At 67.5% G+C, this 15,685-nt stretch carries 16 protein-coding genes; 6 read left to right on the forward strand and 10 right to left on the reverse strand.

Features of this window, described 5'->3' with window-relative positions:
* The first annotated feature begins 10 nt into the window (after positions 1–10).
* On the forward strand, positions 11–979 hold the full coding sequence (locus tag CRJ03_RS06295) for an NADPH:quinone oxidoreductase family protein (RefSeq protein WP_104018054.1): 969 nt from the start codon (positions 11–13) through the stop codon (positions 977–979).
* Here CRJ03_RS06295 and CRJ03_RS06300 read toward each other — a convergent pair.
* Positions 960–1,835, reverse strand: a complete 876-nt coding sequence (locus CRJ03_RS06300) for a LysR family transcriptional regulator (protein ID WP_104018055.1) — start codon at positions 1,833–1,835, stop codon at positions 960–962. The two genes, CRJ03_RS06295 and CRJ03_RS06300, sit on opposite strands and share 20 nt — an antisense overlap.
* Positions 1,836–1,959: 124 nt before the next feature.
* Between CRJ03_RS06300 and CRJ03_RS06305 the strand changes: the two genes are divergently transcribed.
* Both CRJ03_RS06305 and CRJ03_RS06310 read left to right on the forward strand, forming a co-directional pair.
* Positions 1,960–2,160 carry a DUF1127 domain-containing protein gene (locus tag CRJ03_RS06305; RefSeq protein WP_104018056.1) on the forward strand — a complete coding sequence of 67 codons (201 nt, stop codon included), beginning with the start codon at positions 1,960–1,962 and terminating at the stop codon, positions 2,158–2,160.
* A 133-nt stretch (positions 2,161–2,293) separates the two neighbouring features.
* Positions 2,294–3,073 (forward strand): Bax inhibitor-1/YccA family protein, encoded by a 780-nt coding sequence (locus CRJ03_RS06310; RefSeq protein ID WP_104018057.1) that lies wholly within the window; start codon positions 2,294–2,296, stop codon positions 3,071–3,073.
* A 179-nt stretch (positions 3,074–3,252) separates the two neighbouring features.
* Here CRJ03_RS06310 and rpmG read toward each other — a convergent pair whose 3' ends face one another.
* From rpmG to CRJ03_RS06340, 6 genes are all read right to left on the reverse strand, one after another.
* Positions 3,253–3,420 (reverse strand): 50S ribosomal protein L33, encoded by a 168-nt coding sequence (rpmG, locus tag CRJ03_RS06315; protein WP_104018058.1) that lies wholly within the window; start codon positions 3,418–3,420, stop codon positions 3,253–3,255.
* Between the two features lie 125 nt (positions 3,421–3,545).
* Positions 3,546–4,160 carry a cell wall hydrolase gene (locus CRJ03_RS06320; RefSeq protein ID WP_104018059.1) on the reverse strand — a complete coding sequence of 205 codons (615 nt, stop codon included), beginning with the start codon at positions 4,158–4,160 and terminating at the stop codon, positions 3,546–3,548.
* A 126-nt stretch (positions 4,161–4,286) separates the two neighbouring features.
* Positions 4,287–6,827 (reverse strand): putative PEP-binding protein, encoded by a 2,541-nt coding sequence (locus CRJ03_RS06325; protein WP_240611581.1) that lies wholly within the window; start codon positions 6,825–6,827, stop codon positions 4,287–4,289.
* Between the two features lie 142 nt (positions 6,828–6,969).
* On the reverse strand, positions 6,970–9,228 hold the full coding sequence (gene glyS, locus CRJ03_RS06330; protein ID WP_104018061.1) for a glycine--tRNA ligase subunit beta: 2,259 nt from the start codon (positions 9,226–9,228) through the stop codon (positions 6,970–6,972).
* A gap of 5 nt (positions 9,229–9,233) precedes the next feature.
* Positions 9,234–9,755 (reverse strand): DUF6446 family protein, encoded by a 522-nt coding sequence (locus CRJ03_RS06335; protein ID WP_104018062.1) that lies wholly within the window; start codon positions 9,753–9,755, stop codon positions 9,234–9,236.
* Entirely contained in the window at positions 9,755–10,684 is a 930-nt protein-coding gene (locus CRJ03_RS06340) for a glycine--tRNA ligase subunit alpha (protein WP_104018063.1), read from the reverse strand. The genes CRJ03_RS06335 and CRJ03_RS06340 overlap by 1 nt, the downstream gene beginning before the upstream one ends.
* Positions 10,685–10,890: 206 nt before the next feature.
* Here CRJ03_RS06340 and CRJ03_RS06345 point away from each other — a divergent pair, with 206 nt between their 5' ends.
* The gene (locus CRJ03_RS06345) at positions 10,891–12,600 is read left to right on the forward strand and encodes a serine protease (RefSeq protein WP_104018064.1); all 1,710 of its coding nucleotides are present in this window, start codon (positions 10,891–10,893) and stop codon (positions 12,598–12,600) included.
* Positions 12,601–12,697: 97 nt separating this feature from the next.
* Entirely contained in the window at positions 12,698–12,997 is a 300-nt protein-coding gene (locus tag CRJ03_RS20260; protein ID WP_240611579.1) for a hypothetical protein, read from the forward strand.
* A 24-nt stretch (positions 12,998–13,021) separates the two neighbouring features.
* Here the strand turns inward: CRJ03_RS20260 and CRJ03_RS06355 are convergent, their stop codons facing one another.
* From CRJ03_RS06355 to CRJ03_RS06365, 3 genes are all read right to left on the reverse strand, one after another.
* Entirely contained in the window at positions 13,022–14,470 is a 1,449-nt protein-coding gene (locus CRJ03_RS06355; RefSeq protein WP_104018065.1) for a TrkH family potassium uptake protein, read from the reverse strand.
* Between the two features lie 55 nt (positions 14,471–14,525).
* On the reverse strand, positions 14,526–14,753 hold the full coding sequence (locus CRJ03_RS06360; protein WP_104018066.1) for a hypothetical protein: 228 nt from the start codon (positions 14,751–14,753) through the stop codon (positions 14,526–14,528).
* Between the two features lie 176 nt (positions 14,754–14,929).
* The gene (locus CRJ03_RS06365; RefSeq protein ID WP_104018067.1) at positions 14,930–15,151 is read right to left on the reverse strand and encodes a hypothetical protein; all 222 of its coding nucleotides are present in this window, start codon (positions 15,149–15,151) and stop codon (positions 14,930–14,932) included.
* Positions 15,152–15,308: 157 nt separating this feature from the next.
* Between CRJ03_RS06365 and CRJ03_RS20095 the strand changes: the two genes are divergently transcribed.
* The coding region (locus CRJ03_RS20095; RefSeq protein WP_206018319.1) for a hypothetical protein at positions 15,309–15,685 on the forward strand (377 nt) is incomplete at its 3' end.

Here is a 15,685-nt window from a genome sequence, read left to right on the forward strand (position 1 = left end):
AGACCGACAAATGCGTGCCTACCGATTGACCGCCGCCGGCGCGCCGCCCGCGCTCGACAATGTCCCCGCGCCGGCACCAAAGGCCGGTGAGATCAGCCTGCGCATCGCCGCCTGCGGGCTCAACTTCGCCGATCTTCTGATGATCGAGGGACGCTATCAGGACACGCCCGAGCCGCCCTTTACCCTCGGGATGGAGGTGGCGGGCACGGTGACCGCGCGCGGCCCCGACACCGACGGCCCGGCCCCCGGCACCCGCGTCGCCGTGTTCGGCGGACAGGGCGGGCTGGCCGAGCAAGGCTGTTTCCCGGCGGCGCGCGCCGTGCCGCTGCCCGATGCGATGAGTTTCACCGACGCCGCCGCGTTCCAGATCGCCTATGGCACGAGCCACGTCGCGCTCGATCACAAGGCGCGGCTGCAACCCGGCGAGACGCTCCTGGTGCTGGGCGCGGCGGGCGGTGTGGGGCTGACGGCGGTGGAGATCGGCAAGCTGATGGGCGCGCGGGTGATCGCCTGCGCGCGCGGGGCGGAAAAGCTGGAGGTGGCGCGGCAGGCTGGCGCCGATCACCTGATCGACGCCGCCACCGACGACATCCGCGAGGCGTGCCGTGGCGTGGGAGGTGTGGACGTGGTCTATGACCCGGTGGGCGGCGACCAGTTCAAGGCGGCAATGCGTGCCTGCCGCCCCGAGGCGCGCATCCTCGCCATCGGCTTTGCCAGCGGCGAGGTGCCGCAGATCCCCGCCAATCACCTGCTGGTCAAGAACCTGAGCGTGATGGGCCTCTACTGGGGCGGATACCTGAAGTTCCGGCCCGAGGTGGTGACCGAGAGCCTCGCGACGCTGTTCGGCTGGTACGAGGCGGGGCGTATCCGCCCGCATGTGAGCCACGTCCTGCCGCTCGACCGCGCCGCCGAGGCGCTGGATCTGCTGCGCAGCCGCACATCCACCGGCAAGGTGGTGGTCACGCCATCCGCAGACTGACCGGCGCGGGCTGTGCGACGAAGCCCTGCCGCAGCATGTCCGACAGCGGATCAAGCAGCGCGTCGCCGCCGGGGCGGGCGTAGAGGTTGATCTTCTGCACGCCGAGATCGGGCAGCGCCGTGCCCGGCTCGATCGCCTCCTGGTGCGGCGGGATGCTGTCCTCTAGCAGCGCGCCGACGGCGAGATCGGCGCTGACCAGCGCCTCGACCGCGCGGTCGTCTTCGGACAGCACCGCCATCTCCCAGTCGATCCCCGCCTCCTCGAGCCGGCGCAGCACGATGGGCCGGAAGATGCAGTTGGAGCAGAAGGCGAGCCGCAGCGGGCGCCGCTTCCACGCCACGCCGCCGCGCGCCCCGGTCCAGCGCAGGGCCATCTCGGTCAGGGTCTCGCCGCCGGGCTTGGGCGATTCCTCGGTGGTCAGGATCACGTCCACCTCGCCACGCTGGAATTCCTCGTGCAGTTTCATCGTGCTCGACGAACGCAGGTGCACGTTGATCCGCGGATAGGCGGCGTTGAACTGTTTGAGCACGCGCGGCACCACCGGGTAGACGATGTCATGCGGCACCCCGAGGCGCAGCTCGCCCTCGTAGCGATCCTCGGTCAGTCGCGCGACCGCCTCGTCGTTGAGCGCGAGGATGCGCCGGGCGTAGCTCACGAGCTGCTCGCCCGGGCCGGTGAGCGACACGCGCCGGTTGCCACGGTCGAAGAGCGCGAGGTCGAGCATCTCTTCCAGCCGCTTGATCTGCATCGATACGGCCGATTGCGTAAGGTGCAGGATCGCCGCTGCCCGCGTGACCCCGCCGTGGTCCGCGACCGCCACGAGCGCGCGCAGGGTGGTGATGTCGAGATTCCTCATGGATCAGCTCCCGTGATGTATTGGCATACGAACATTCATTTTCATTATGCAGCGACTTCCGCCATATGATCAAGACATGAAATGTAAATCGTGAAATTCATCACAGACCCGAAAGGAGCAACCCATGTCCATCCGCATCGCAGCCTTCGCCCTGCCCCGCCCGCGCCGCCTGCCCCTGCGGCGGATGCACGAAGTCGCCCGTCAGCGCCGGGAACTGGCGCAACTCGACGATGCCATCCTCGCCGATCTCGGCCTGAGCCGTCATGACGCGCAGCACGAGGCCGCGCGCCCGTTCTGGGACCTGTCTGGAACCCCCTGCGCGTGACGCGCGGGCAGGCGCACCGGACCGGCACGAAAAACATATCCGAAACGGTCGGAAAAGCTTGAAAAGCCCCCCGTCCCCTCCGATATTACTGGCAAAGCCCCGTCCTGGGGCTGCCACGTAACTGGAGGTATCAATGGCTCAACACGACACGATCCGGACGGCAGCGGGCGCACGCGCCAGCGAGATCGACGCCGGACTGCGCGCGCACATGAACAAGGTCTACGGCACCATGTCCGTGGGGATGCTCATCACTGCGCTGGCGGCATGGGCCATCTCGGGGCTCGCCGTGACCACCGATCCCTCGGCCGCGGCCGCGCAACTGCCCAACGGCGAGATGCTCACGGGCTTCGGTTCGGCGATCTACCTGTCGCCGCTGCGATGGGTGGTAATGCTGGCGCCCCTGGCGTTCATCTTCCTCGGCTGGGGCGCGTTGCTGCGCAAGGCACCCGCAGCGGGCGTGCAGCTCGGCTTTTTCGCCTTCGCGGCGCTGATCGGCCTCTCGCTCAGCTCGATCTTCCTGGTTTTCACCAGCTTCTCGATCGCGCAGACCTTCGTGGTGACGGCGATCGCCTTCGCGGGGCTGTCGCTCTGGGGCTACACCACCAAGAAGGACATCTCGGGCTGGGGCAGCTTCCTCATCATGGGGGTGATCGGGCTGATCGTGGCGATGATCGTCAACATCTTCCTGCAAAGCCCGGCGATGATGTTCGCCATCTCTGCCATCGGCGTGCTGATCTTTGCGGGGCTGACGGCGTTCTATACGCAGGAGATCAAGAACACCTACGTGGCCCACGCCGCGCAGGGCGACCAGGAATGGCTGGACAAGGCCGCCTATGACGGCGCGCTCCTCCTCTACATCAGCTTCCTCAACATGTTCCAGTTCCTACTGATGTTCATGGGCCAGCAGGAATAGCGCGCAAGCCTCTGGAAGACATCAGGGCCGGTCACAGCGACCGGCCCTTTTTCGTGCCTGCGCCGTGGGATTCGGGTATTTTTGCCAAGAAGAAGCACAGCACCGGGACGGAGTGACGCGCAAAGAGAAAGCCGCGCCCGGGGGCGCGGCTCTTGCCGTGTCGAACGGGCGGGCGATCGTTACTTGATCTTGCCTTCCTTGTACTCGACGTGCTTGCGCGCGACCGGGTCGTATTTGCGCACGGACATCTTGTCGGTCATGGTGCGCGCGTTCTTCTTGGTCACGTAGAAATGCCCGGTGCCCGCGGTCGAGTTGAGGCGGATCTTGATGGTGGTCGGCTTTGCCATGTCTCGTCTCCTGCGGCGGATGCGCATGGGCACCCGCGAATATCCCATGAACCCCGCCTTTTACCGGGGCGCGCGACCAAGTCAACCGCGATTCCGGCGCGTGGCGAGGGAATTGCGCGCCGCGCTCAGTTGCTCGAGAGGCGCGTCGGCTTGCGGTAGAAATGATGCACGCCGATGGAGGCGGTGCGCGCGAACTTGCGTGCCCAGCGCGGCTTGACGGCGCGGGTGTGGTAGTAGGTCGCCCCGTCGGTCAGTTGCCGCGGTGCCCCCTCGACCATCAGCCGCGCCACCTTGGACACCTGCCCGTAGATGGACTGGTTGGCGATGTGCTCGGGGTTGCCGTCGCAGGTATAGGTGAACTGGCACTGGTATTTTTTCCCGGTGCCCTGGTGGATCACGCCGCAGACCGTGTCGGGAAACTCGGGGTTGTCGACGCGGTTCATGATGACCTCGGCCACCGCGAACTGTCCGCGCACGCTCTCGCCGCGGGCCTCGAAATAGAGCGCCTCGGCGAGGCATTCGGTCTGCTGGTCCGCGCCGCGCACCCGCTGCCCCGCAAGCCAGCCGCGCGAATACTCGACCCCGGTCTCGGGGCGGGCAACGTAGCCGGCCAGCCGGTCGCCCGGGATCGCGCGCAGGGCGCTGATTTCCTGGGCCATGAGTTGCGTGAGCGGGGTATCGGCCGCCACCGCCCCGCCCAGGGCGGAGACAAGCGCCGCGATCAAAAGCGTCCGTTTCATAGGTGATCTCCTTCGTTTTCCGGCGCGTCGCACCGGCACGATCATCGCGGGCCATTAGCCGAAAGCGCGCCTCGCGTCCACCCGCCCCCATCGGCGAGTTCTTGCCGACGCGCAATCCGACGCGTCTCAGCCCGCAGAACGCGAATGATCTTGCGCGAGGACGGCCTCAGGCGTGCCGATCCTGTCACGCACCGAGAGCTGTGCGGCAGCGAGTCGCGCCACCGGCACCCGGAAGGGCGAGCACGAGACGTAGGTAAAGCCCGCATCGCGGCAGAACGAGATCGATTCGGGGTTGCCGCCATGCTCGCCGCAGATCGACAGCACAATGTCGGGGTTGGCCGCGCGCCCGCGCTCGGCCCCGATCCGCAGAAGCTCGCCCACACCGTCGGTGTCGAGCACGTGGAACGGGTCTTCCGGAAAGACGCCCTGCTGCACATAGGCCGACATGAACCGGCCGGCATCGTCGCGCGACAGGCCATAGGTCATCTGCGTCAGGTCATTGGTGCCGAAGCTGAGGAACGACACCAGGGGCGCGATCTCGCCGGCGCGCAGCGCTGCGCGCGGAGTTTCCACCATCACGCCCAGCCGGTAGGCGAAATCGCGCTGCCGCTCGTTGCGCACCGCCGCCGCCACCGCGTCGATGCGCGTCTTGACGATCTCCACCTCGCGGCGCGCGCTGACCAGCGGGATCATGATCTCGGGCACCACCGGCGCCTCGCCCTCGCGGCTCGCCTCGAGCGTCGCCTCGAAGATGGCGCGCGCCTGCATGTCGTAGATTTCCGGCACGGTGATGCCCAGCCGCACGCCGCGCATGCCCAGCATGGGGTTGTATTCGCCCAGGGCCTCGACCCGGCGGGTGACGTCAGAAACCGGCATGTCCAGTGCCTCGGCCAGTTGCAGGTGGCCCGCGCGGTCGGCGGGCAAGAATTCGTGCAGCGGCGGGTCAAAGAGGCGGATGCAGACGGGCTGTCCCTGCATGATGCGGAACAGCTCGGCGAAATCGGCGCGTTGCATGGGCAGGAGCCGTTCGAGCACGGCGGCCCGGTCCTCGCTCGTGTCGGCGAAGATCATCTCGCGCATGACGGTGAGGCGGTCGGCCTCGAAGAACATGTGCTCGGTCCGGCACAGGCCGATGCCGCGCGCGTTGAAATTGCGCGCGAGCTCGGCATCGGCGGGGGTGTCGGCATTGGCGCGCACGGCGATGTCGCGGGTCTCGTCGGCCCAGGACATGAGCGTTTGAAAGGCGGCGTCGCGCGCGGCCTCGAGCAGCGGCGCCTCGCCCGCCAGCACCTCGCCGTTGGTGCCATCGACGGTGATCGTCTCGCCTGCGCGGATCACCTGCCCGCCGGGCATGGTCAGCATCTTGCGCCGGGTCTGGAAGCGGATATCCGACGCCCCCACGACGCAAGGCAGGCCGATGCCGCGCCCGATCACCGCGGCGTGGCTGGTGATGCCGCCGCGCTCGGTGAGGATGGCGCTGGCGGCGTGCATCCCGCGGATATCCTCGGGGCTGGTCTCGCGCCGCACAAGAACGCAAGGTTCACCCCGCGCCGCCGCCGCCTGCGCCTCGGCGGCCGTGAACACCACCTTGCCCGAGGCGGCACCGGGGCTCGCGGCGATGCCGTGGGCGAGGATGTCGCGCGGCGCCTCGGGGTCCACCTGCCGGTGCAGAAGCTCGTTGAGCGCACGCGGCTCGACCCGCATCAGCGCCTCCTCGCGGGGGATGATCCCGTCCTCGGCCAGCGCCACCGCGATGGCCACCGCCGCGCGGGCGTTGCGCGCCACGCGGATGCCATCGAGGATCCAGACCTTGCCGTCCTCGATGGTGAACTCGGTCTGCATCTCTTCGCGCAGCTTCTCGCGCATGAGCCGTGTATGCGCGCGGATCTCGGCGAACGCGTCAGGGGCCAGCTCTTCGAGCGAGGGGCCACGCGGGTCGCGGGTGAGAAAGATCGAGTCCTCTCCGCCGCGCAGCGCGTCGCGCCCCTGGCTCTGGCTGAGGTAACGCCCGGTGATCTGCTGCGCGCCGGTGCGGCTGTCGACGAGCTGCATCACGCCCGAACCGCTCTCGCCCGGGCCGATCCCCAGCGCCAGTTGCTGCACCACGAGGCCCAGCCCGGCATCTTTGGGCGCGCCCTTGGCCTGCCGCAGGAGGCGCGCCGTCGTCCCCTCCCAGGCGCGCGCCATCGAGCGCAGCACCTGCCCGAGTTGCACGGCCGGATCCTGCGGGAAGGCCTCGTCGGTCTCGTCCTCGTAGGCGCGCAGCGCCTCTCCCAGCCCTTGCACCGGGTCGGGTGCGACCTCTTCGAACACGTCCGGATCGAGCCGGGCCACGTGGATGGCATAGGATTGCACGAAACGCAGGTAGATATCCGAGGCCGCCTGTTTGCCGATCTGCTCGGACAGATCCAGGTAGCGCGCGTCGTTCATCCCGATGTTGAGCACCGCGTTCGGCCCGCCCCAGTCGGGGTCCTCGGACGAGGGGCGCACACACAGGAGCGGCGTCGCGCCGAATGGCGCGAGCAGCGCGGCCATGTCGGGCATCTCGCCCGCCGCGATGCGGTGAACGGCGTCAAACGATAGCGCGATGGTGCGCGGTACCGGCAGGTCGAGCCGCACCAGCCGTTGCAGGCATTTCGCGCGGCCGCCATGGGTGTCCGCTTGCATGGGCGCCGAGGCCGTGATGAGGGTGATATCGGGGTCGTCTTGCTGCACTGCGGCACCTCTGCTTTGCCCGCACCATACGCCGCGATGTGAACATGGCAAGGGAAAGGATCACAGGCGTGTGACGGGTGAGAGGCGGCTGTCCCTACCCCTCGACGCGGGTCAGATCGGCGGCCTGAAGGCAGATATGGCGGATTCGGCTCAGCAGGTTGAGCCGGTTGCGACGGATGACCGCATTCTCGACATTCACCTGCACCGCGTCGAAAAACGCGTCGATGGGGGCGCGCAGGGCGGCCATCGCGGACATGGCACCGGCAAAGTCCTCGGTCTTGAGCGCCTCGGCGATCTTCACATCTGCTTCAAAGAGGGTGATAAAGAGCGCCTTTTCCTCCTCGGTCTCGGCGAATTTATCATCCGCGCCGAAGGAATATTCCACCCCGTCCTTTTCTTCGGCCTGCGTGAGAATGTTGTTGGCCCGCTTGAAGCCCTGCAACAGGTTCTCGCCATCGTCGGTTTTCAGGAAATCCCCGAGCGCGCGGGCGCGGTGGACGAGCAGGGTGAGATCGTCGTTGTTCGGCATGGCCAGACAGGCGTCGATCACGTCATGGCGGAGGCCCTCGTCGCGCAGGTGGACCTTGAGGCGGTCGTGGAGGAAGGCGAGGAGGTCGTCGCTGAGGTCTGGCATAGCCGCGCCCACCTCGTGTATCAGGCTGCCATTGCCGGTTTCCGGCGTCCGGTCCCGGCCGTGCAACCGGTCAAGAACCGCCTCGAAGGCGGCACCGAACACGCCGTGATGGGCGATCTCGTCAAGTATTTCCTCCAGCGTGTCGATCTCGTCATCACTGGCCTCGTCTCGATTGAGTTTGATCTTCTGGCGCAGAAGCTGCGCGTCGATAAAGCGGTCGAGTGGCAGGCGAAGGTCGCCTTCCATCACCATACGGATCACACCGAGTGCCGCGCGGCGCAGGGCGTAGGGATCCTTGGAGCCGGTGGGTTTCTCGTCGATGGCCCAGAAACCGGTCAGCATGTCGATCTTGTCGGCCAAGGCGACCGCAACCGAGACGGGGGCTGCGGGCACCGCGTCGCCCGGCCCGAGCGGCTTGTAATGCTCCTCGCAGGCCGCCGCGACCTCTGGCGCGAGCCCCGCGGCCTTGGCGTAATAGCGCCCCATAAGCCCCTGCAATTCGGGGAATTCACCAACCATTTCCGACTCGAGGTCGGCCTTGGCGACCTGTGCCGCCTGTTCTGCCAAGCTGGCATCCGCCCCCACCAGCGGTGCAATCTCGCGCGCCAGCGCCGCGATGCGTTTCACGCGATCCGCCTGCGATCCCAGCTTGTTGTGGAAGGTGACGTCGCGCAGCCCCTCGGCCATGCCCTCAAGGCCCCGCTCGCGCACAATGCGCAGGTCATTCTCCCAGAAGAATTTCGCGTCCGACAGCCGCGCCGCAAGCACCTTCTGATTGCCCGCCAGGATGGTCGCGCCATGATCCGCCGTCTCGACATTGGCGACGGTGACGAAGCGCTCGATCCGGCCCGATTTCGGGTTCCTCACCGAGAAGAATTTCTGGTGCTCCTTCATCGAGGTCTGCAACACTTCCGGCGGCAGGCCGAGGAAATCCTCGTCGATCCGGCCCATCAGCACCACGGGCCATTCCACCAGCCCTGCCACCTCGGCCAGAAGCCCGCGATCCTCGACCACCTCGAGCCCCGAGGCAAAGGCCTGGTTGGTGGCCTCCTGCCAGATCATTGCCCGCCGTTCGGCTGCGTCGAGTACCACGTTTGCGCGCTTTAGCTTTGCCTCGTAATCCTCGAAGGACGTGACAGAAAACGGCTCTGGCGCCATGAATCTGTGGCCGCGCGTGACATCGCCCGCGCGGATACCGTCGAGCTCCATCTCCACCACCTGCGCCTCGCCACCGTCGTCCGTGAGGATGCACAGGATGGAATGCAGCGGCCGCACCCAGCGCAAACTGCCCGCACCCCAGCGCATCGACTTGGGCCAGGGGAAATTGCGGATGACCTTCTCCAGCTCTTCGGCCACGATGTCGGCGGCCGGGCGACCGGGCCGGGTGATGGTGGCGAAATAGACCTGGCCCTTCTTTTCATCGCGAATCTCGAGGGCGTCGCGGCTGACGCCCGCGCCGCGCAGGAACCCTTCGATGGCCTTGTCCGGGGCGTCCACCCGCGGGCCCTTGCGCTCTTCGCGCGTGGTGGGGCTTGTCGCAAGCAGCCCGTGCACCGCGAGCGTCAGCCGCCGGGGGGTGGAGAACGCCGCCGCGCCCGCATAGGTGAGCCCCGCATCGACCAGCGCGTCGGTCATCAGCCGCTTGAGATCATCCGCGGCCTTTCCCTGCATGCGCGCGGGGATTTCCTCGGAGAACAGTTCGATCAGGAGATCAGGCATGGGGCTCAGTATCCTTGCGGCGGTTCGGGGCAGTCGTCGGGGGCGGGCTGGCCGTCAAAGACCACTTCGCCGCAGCGGTTGATCTGGTGCCAGGCAAAGGCGCGGCCCTCGCCGGTGACAGCCAGCACCCGGTCGATGCCATAGGTGATGTTCTTCTGGCCGAGATACGCGCGGGCGCGCCCCTCTTGCAGCGCGGCACCGATGGCCTCGGCATCGAAACAGTCGAACCAGCCGGGCGCATTGAGCGGCTCGGCGGACTCGTAGGTGGCGAGCGCCACATCCTGCGGCAAGTCGGTGTCGAAACAGGCACGGAAGCGAATCGGCGAGCTGTCGGCGTCGATGCCCGCGAAATCGCGCACCGGCAGGGCGCGCGTGCCGCCATCGGCGAGGGTGATCCGCATGTCCACGGTGCCGCCCTCCGAGACGGGGCGAACCTCTTCGTAGAAGTGGTAGACCTGCAGGTAATACATTGCCACCCCGGCAATCAGGGCGGCGACGAGAATCCCGATGCTGAGAACCCTGCCCATCAGGCCGCCTGCCCCCCGGCCCCGGTTCGGACGAAGGCGTCGGCGCAGGCCCGTGCCAGCGCGCGCACGCGACCGATATAGGCCTGCCGCTCGGTCACGGAAATGACGCCGCGCGCGTCGAGCAGGTTGAAGATGTGGCTGGCCTTGATGCACTGGTCATAGGCGGGATGCGCCATGACGATGCGCTTGGCGGTCTTGGGGTCGGTCTCTTCCTGGCCGAGGATGGCGGCGCATTCGGCCTCGGCCTCTTCGAAATGCCGGAGCAGCACGGTCGTGTCGGCCACGTCGAAATTGAAGCGCGAGTATTCCTCCTCGGTCTGGCGGAACACGTCGCCATAGCTGAGCGGGATGGGCGCGCCGGGGTCGTTGAAGGGCATGTCCATCACATGGTCCACGCCCAGCACATACATCGCCAGCCGCTCCAGCCCGTAGGTCAATTCCCCGCTGACCGGGTGACAGTCATGCCCGCCGACCTGCTGGAAATAGGTGAACTGGCTGACCTCCATCCCGTCGCACCAGACCTCCCAGCCGAGACCCCATGCGCCGAGCGTGGGGCTTTCCCAGTCATCCTCGACGAAGCGGATGTCGTGCAGGGCCGCGTCGATGCCGATGGCGGCGAGCGAGCCGAGATAGAGATCCTGCAGATCGGGCGGCGAGGGTTTGATCAGCACCTGGTACTGGTAATAGTGCTGCAGGCGGTTCGGGTTCTCGCCATAGCGCCCGTCGGTGGGCCGGCGCGAGGGCTGGACATAGGCCGCGGCCCAGGGCTGCGAGCCGAGCGAGCGCAGGGTGGTGGCGGGGTGAAAGGTGCCCGCGCCCACCTCCATGTCATAGGGTTGCAGGATCGCGCAGCCCTGGCCCGCCCAATAGGCCTGAAGCCGGAGAATGATCTCCTGAAAGCTGCGCGGTCTCACAGTGCTGTCGGTCATGCGAAAGGCCCCCGAAATTGCCCGCCCTACCTAGGCCGGGCGCGGGGCATGGTCAATCGGGCTTCGGGGTCGCGTCGGCGTGGCGTCGGTGGCAGAAAGGAGATGCAATGCCCGCGTAGTTTGGTAGAACCGGTCAGAGGCGCCGAGCAGGGCGCAAACCAGATACGGGATGCACAGGAATGCGTTTGGTCACGGCCCTTTGTTACATGGTTTTCATCTTTCCTCTCGCGGCAGCGGCGCAGGATACGGGCGCCGCTGCCCGACAGGTCTGGGTGCAGATCGAGGCGCAGCCAACCCTCACGGAAGCGCGCGCGCGGGCACGCGTCTACGCGCGCGACCTGCCGGACGTGAACGGATTTGCCCTGGGGCGGGGCTGGTATGCGATCGCTCTCGGCCCTTACAGGGAGGAGGAGGCCGAGCGCGTGCTCCAGGTCTATCGCCGCGAGGGGGTGATCGCGCGCGACAGCTATATCGCGCAATCGTCCGACTTCGGTCGCCGTTTCTGGCCCGCAGGCGACGCGAGCGCGCCCGCGCCCGCGCCCGAGGAGGATCCGCTCGTGACCGTCCCCGATCCCGCCCCGCAGCCCGAACCGGGGGAAACCCTGCGCGAGGCCCGCGCCGGGGAGGCCCGGCTGAGCCGCGAGGAACGTGAGGAATTGCAGGTCGCGCTACAATGGGCCGGGGTCTATGACGGCGCGATCGATGCGGCGTTCGGGCGCGGCACCCGCGGGGCGATGACCCGCTGGCAGCAACAGAACGGTTTCGAGCCGACCGGCGTGCTGACCACGCGCCAGCGCGCCGCGCTGCTGGGTCAATACAACGCGGTGCTCGAGGATCTCGGACTGGAAACCGTGCGCGATACCCGCGCGGGCATCGAGATCGACCTGCCGCTCGGGATGGTTGAATTCGACCGCCACGAGGCCCCCTTTGCCCATTACCAGCCCAGCGGCAGCTTTCCGGCGCAGGTTTTGCTCATCAGTCAGCCGGGCGACCGCACGACCATGACCGCGCTCTACGACATCATGCAGAGCCTCGAAATCGTGCCCGAAACCGGGCCGCGCGCGCTCGAATCGGACGGATTCACCCTCACCGGCGAAGGGCGCGACACGGTCTCGCATACCCGCGTCTGGCTGCGGGGGCGCGAGATCAAGGGGTTCACCCTTGTCTGGCCCGCGGGCGACGAGGCCCGCCTCACCCGGCTGCTCGAGGAGATGGAGGACAGTTTCACCCCCGTGCCCGGCACGCTTGACGCCATCGCCGCCCCCGCGACAGGGCAGCGCGTTGACCTCGTCGCAGGCCTCGACGTGCGCCGGCCAGACCGCGTGCGCACGGGCTTTTTCGTCGACGCGCGCGGCGCGGTCCTGACCGCCGCCGAGGCGGTACGGAGTTGCGAGCGGATCACCATCAACGAGACGGCGGAGGCCGATATTGCACATCTGGACGAAGCGCTCGGGGTGGCGGTGCTACGCCCGCGCGACCAGCTTGCGCCCGCGCAGGTCGCCCGGTTCCGCGACGATCTTCCGGCGGTGCTGTCGCGGGTGGCAGTGGCGGGCTATTCCTACGAGGGGCTGCTGGGCGCGCCCACCGTCACCTTCGGCCAGTTGGCGGCGCTCGAGGGGCTCGACGGCGAGACGCATCTCAAGCGGCTGGCGCTCAGCGCGCGGACTGGCGATGCGGGCGGCCCCGTGCTCGATGGCAGCGGAGCCGTGCTAGGCATGCTGGTGCCCTACGAGACCGACGGGCGCAGCCTGCCCGAGGGGGTGAGCTTTGCCGCCACAAACGGCGCGCTGCGCACAGTTCTGGATGCCGGTGGCGTCACGCCGCGCGCCGCCACCATGGCAGAAGCCGACCTCTCGGGCGAGGCGCTGACCGACCGGGCCGAGGCGATGACCGTGCTCGTGGGGTGTTGGGAATAATTCTCTGCAAACGCCACGATTTCGCCACCGACCGGGCCGGTGGGGGCCGGGGCGGCGGGGCGTGATGATGCTGTCACGCACAACCGGAGACAGCATCATGACCGCAAGACATTTCTTTGCCGCGCTCGCCCTTTTCGGCCTCGCGGTGCCCGCCGCTACCGCGCAGCAGGGCCAATACGCACAGGACATGGGCGGCTACACCACCGCGATCATGGGCGGCAGCAGCCGGATCATGCCGCCCGAGAGCCATCCCGGCCAGTGGTGGACCCACCCTTCGGGCTGCGAATATTCCCGCACGGGCCGCCCCGGCGAGGTGGTGTGGTATCTCATCATCAACACCGCGCGCCCCGAATGCCCGACCTATATCGCCACGCGCGGCGGGCGCGACGTCTACTGACCAGCAGGACGCGGCGGCGCGCCCTCAGGGCCGCCAGAACCGCGGCAGGAGCAGCACCAGTACGGCGAGGACTTCCAACCGTCCCATGAGCATGGCGACGATCATCAGCGCCTTGGCCGTCTCGGGGAAGCCCTGCACCGAGCCGGTTGCGCCCACGCTCGGGCCAAACGCGGGACCGATATTGAAGATCGCGGTCCACGCGCCCGTGACAGATTCGATCAGCGTCAGCCCGGTCAGTTCCAGCGCCACGGAAAACACCCCGAGCGACAGGATGTAGACGGTGAAGAGCAGCATCACCGATTGCAGCACCTCGTCCTCGACCCGCCGTCCCTCATGGCGCAACACCATGACCGAGGAGGGATGAAAGATACGCCGCGCCTGCTGTCCCAGTGCGCGCAGCATGAGCTGGTAGCGGAAGATCTTGATCGAACATCCGGTGGACCCGGTGCACCCGCCGATCGCCCCGACCGCGATCAGGATCACGAAGGGAAAGCTGCCCCAGGCGGTAACGTCGCCATCACCGTAGCCGGTGCCGGAGAACAGCGACACCGTGTTGAAGAGCCGTGCGCGCAGCCCCTCCTCGTCGATATGGCCGGTCACTGCGATCTCGTAGCCGACCACAAGCAGCGCCGCATAGCCGATCCAGCGCAGGTAGGTGCGCACCTGGCTGTCGTGCCAGAGCGGGCGCAACTGCCCCTGCACCCCCTGCATCAGCCGCACGAAGGGCAGCGTGGAGAGGATCATGAACAGGATGCAGGCATATTGGACCGGCGCATCGAAGGCGGCGAAGGACACGTCGCGCGTCGAGAACCCGCCGGTGGCGACGGTTGTGAAGGCGTGTACCGTCGCGTCGAACGCGCCCATCCCCAGCACGAAGTAGACAAGGATGCAGGCCAGCGTCAGCAGCAGGTAGACGTTGAGCACGCCCTTGGAGATGTCGATGGTACGCGGCAGCGCCTTGCCGAAGGTGTCGAACCCCTCGGAGCGAAAGAACTGCATCCCCCCCACCCGCATCTCGGGCAGGAACACCAGCGCCACGATGACGATGCCGAGCCCGCCCAGCCATTGGAGGATGCCGCGCCACAGCAGCAGCCCCTTGGGCAGGTCGTCGAGCCCCGCGATCACGGTGGTGCCAGTTGTCGTCATCCCCGACATCGATTCGAAGAACGCATCGACGAAACCGAGCCCGGTCTCGCCCAGCACAAAGGGCAGAGCCCCGAAGAGCGGCAGCACCACCCACACCGTGGTGGTCAGCAGGAACGCCTGCTGGATGCTCAGCCCGTGGCCCATCGCGTTGCGGCATGACAGGGCAACGAGCCCGCCTGCGAGGCATGTGACGATCAGGCTCTCGGCGAATACGGTCCAGTGCTCCCGCCCCTCGGCGAGATCGACGAGCAACGGCAACAGCATGGTCGCGCCCATGGCCATCACCATGAGCCCGACGAGATATCCCACGGGTCGCACGTCAAACATGGCGCGCAGCGTTGGCCGCGCCTTGCGACGGTGTCAAGCGCCATGCGTGTCGGGCTCAGCCCGGCAGGATGTCCTCCATGACGAAGGCCGGGATGTCACGCCGCGCGAGGCCCATGGCGGCCAGTTCCGCGTCGCTCAAAGCGTGCATGCGCGCCACGCTGGACAGCCGTGCCCGGGTGAGCATGTAGGCATTCATCCCCGGCGCGTGCTCGGCCATGAAGAGATCGAGATCGCGCCGCCACGCGGCGGGAAGGAATCGAACGGTCAGGTCGGTTTCGGTCATCGGGTCCCCTTTCGCAGGTCGAACGGGTCCCCTCCCCGGGCACATCATAACGCATCGTGACGCGCGATGCGCGGGTGCGCGGCGAGGTCGGCACGAGGTGTTGCTGCAATGCAGCACGCACGCAAAGGGGCCCGGCGGATGCTTTCCGGCGGGCCCCCATGCGCGCGCGGCGCGGATCAGGTGTAGAACAGGTCCTTGAACACGTGATAGGCGATCTGGTCGCGCGGGATGCCGAGGCGGGCAAGTTCCTGGTCGGACTTGGCCTCGAGTGCCTCGATCTGCCCACGCCGCGACCGCGTGCGCGCCATCCGCTCACAGCCCCGCTCGAACCCGGCCACGAAGCGACCCCATGCGCCCCGAAGCGGCGAGACAGAGATATTGGTTGCAATGTTCGTCATCTGGAAACCTCACATTTGTGATGCGTTTCCTCCCTGACGCCCACTTAGGTCATCGCTCTCCGCGTCGCGAGCCCCAATTCGGAATGGCCGGGTTGCGTGGACTGCATCCCGGCCTTCAAGTCTTTATTCCGACTTCGTTTTCTTGTCTCGCTGCGGCATGGCAGGCGGGTTGGAGGGCGCGCGCGAACGCTTGGCGGCGGCGGGTGTGGTCTGCTCCGCCTTGGGCACTGTCGGGCTTGGCGCGGGCTTGGTCGGGGCGGTCGCCTTCGGCTCTTGTGGCTTGTGCGCGGACTTTGTCTGCGCGGGTGCGGGCTTGGCCGACGCAGGCTCGACCGGCTTTGCATTGGGCTCGGTCGACTTGGGCGTGGGGGCCTGGGTTGCGGTCGGTTTTGCGGCTGGAGTCGCCTTGGCCTTGGGTTCGTTTTTCGTGGCCGTGGGGGCGGCTTTTGCCGCTGCCGGTTTCTTCGCGGGCGCGGGCTTGGCCGACGCAGGCTCGACCGGCTTTGCATTGGGCTCGGTCGACTTGGGCGTGGG

It is taken from the genome of Roseovarius nitratireducens (assembly GCF_002925845.1).
Lineage (GTDB): Bacteria > Pseudomonadota > Alphaproteobacteria > Rhodobacterales > Rhodobacteraceae > Roseovarius > Roseovarius nitratireducens.

What these genes read in the sequence shown, in the direction of transcription:
- CRJ03_RS06295 (WP_104018054.1), top strand. Translation starts at nt 11, where the DNA reads ATGCGTGCCTACCGATTGACCGCCGCCGGCGCGCCGCCCGCGCTCGAC.
- CRJ03_RS06300 (WP_104018055.1), bottom strand. Translation starts at nt 1,835, where the DNA reads ATGAGGAATCTCGACATCACCACCCTGCGCGCGCTCGTGGCGGTCGCG.
- CRJ03_RS06305 (WP_104018056.1), top strand. Translation starts at nt 1,960, where the DNA reads ATGTCCATCCGCATCGCAGCCTTCGCCCTGCCCCGCCCGCGCCGCCTG.
- CRJ03_RS06310 (WP_104018057.1), top strand. Translation starts at nt 2,294, where the DNA reads ATGGCTCAACACGACACGATCCGGACGGCAGCGGGCGCACGCGCCAGC.
- rpmG (WP_104018058.1), bottom strand. Translation starts at nt 3,420, where the DNA reads ATGGCAAAGCCGACCACCATCAAGATCCGCCTCAACTCGACCGCGGGC.
- CRJ03_RS06320 (WP_104018059.1), bottom strand. Translation starts at nt 4,160, where the DNA reads ATGAAACGGACGCTTTTGATCGCGGCGCTTGTCTCCGCCCTGGGCGGG.
- CRJ03_RS06325 (WP_240611581.1), bottom strand. Translation starts at nt 6,827, where the DNA reads ATGCAAGCGGACACCCATGGCGGCCGCGCGAAATGCCTGCAACGGCTG.
- glyS (WP_104018061.1), bottom strand. Translation starts at nt 9,228, where the DNA reads ATGCCTGATCTCCTGATCGAACTGTTCTCCGAGGAAATCCCCGCGCGC.
- CRJ03_RS06335 (WP_104018062.1), bottom strand. Translation starts at nt 9,755, where the DNA reads ATGGGCAGGGTTCTCAGCATCGGGATTCTCGTCGCCGCCCTGATTGCC.
- CRJ03_RS06340 (WP_104018063.1), bottom strand. Translation starts at nt 10,684, where the DNA reads ATGACCGACAGCACTGTGAGACCGCGCAGCTTTCAGGAGATCATTCTC.
- CRJ03_RS06345 (WP_104018064.1), top strand. Translation starts at nt 10,891, where the DNA reads ATGGTTTTCATCTTTCCTCTCGCGGCAGCGGCGCAGGATACGGGCGCC.
- CRJ03_RS20260 (WP_240611579.1), top strand. Translation starts at nt 12,698, where the DNA reads ATGACCGCAAGACATTTCTTTGCCGCGCTCGCCCTTTTCGGCCTCGCG.
- CRJ03_RS06355 (WP_104018065.1), bottom strand. Translation starts at nt 14,470, where the DNA reads ATGTTTGACGTGCGACCCGTGGGATATCTCGTCGGGCTCATGGTGATG.
- CRJ03_RS06360 (WP_104018066.1), bottom strand. Translation starts at nt 14,753, where the DNA reads ATGACCGAAACCGACCTGACCGTTCGATTCCTTCCCGCCGCGTGGCGG.
- CRJ03_RS06365 (WP_104018067.1), bottom strand. Translation starts at nt 15,151, where the DNA reads ATGACGAACATTGCAACCAATATCTCTGTCTCGCCGCTTCGGGGCGCA.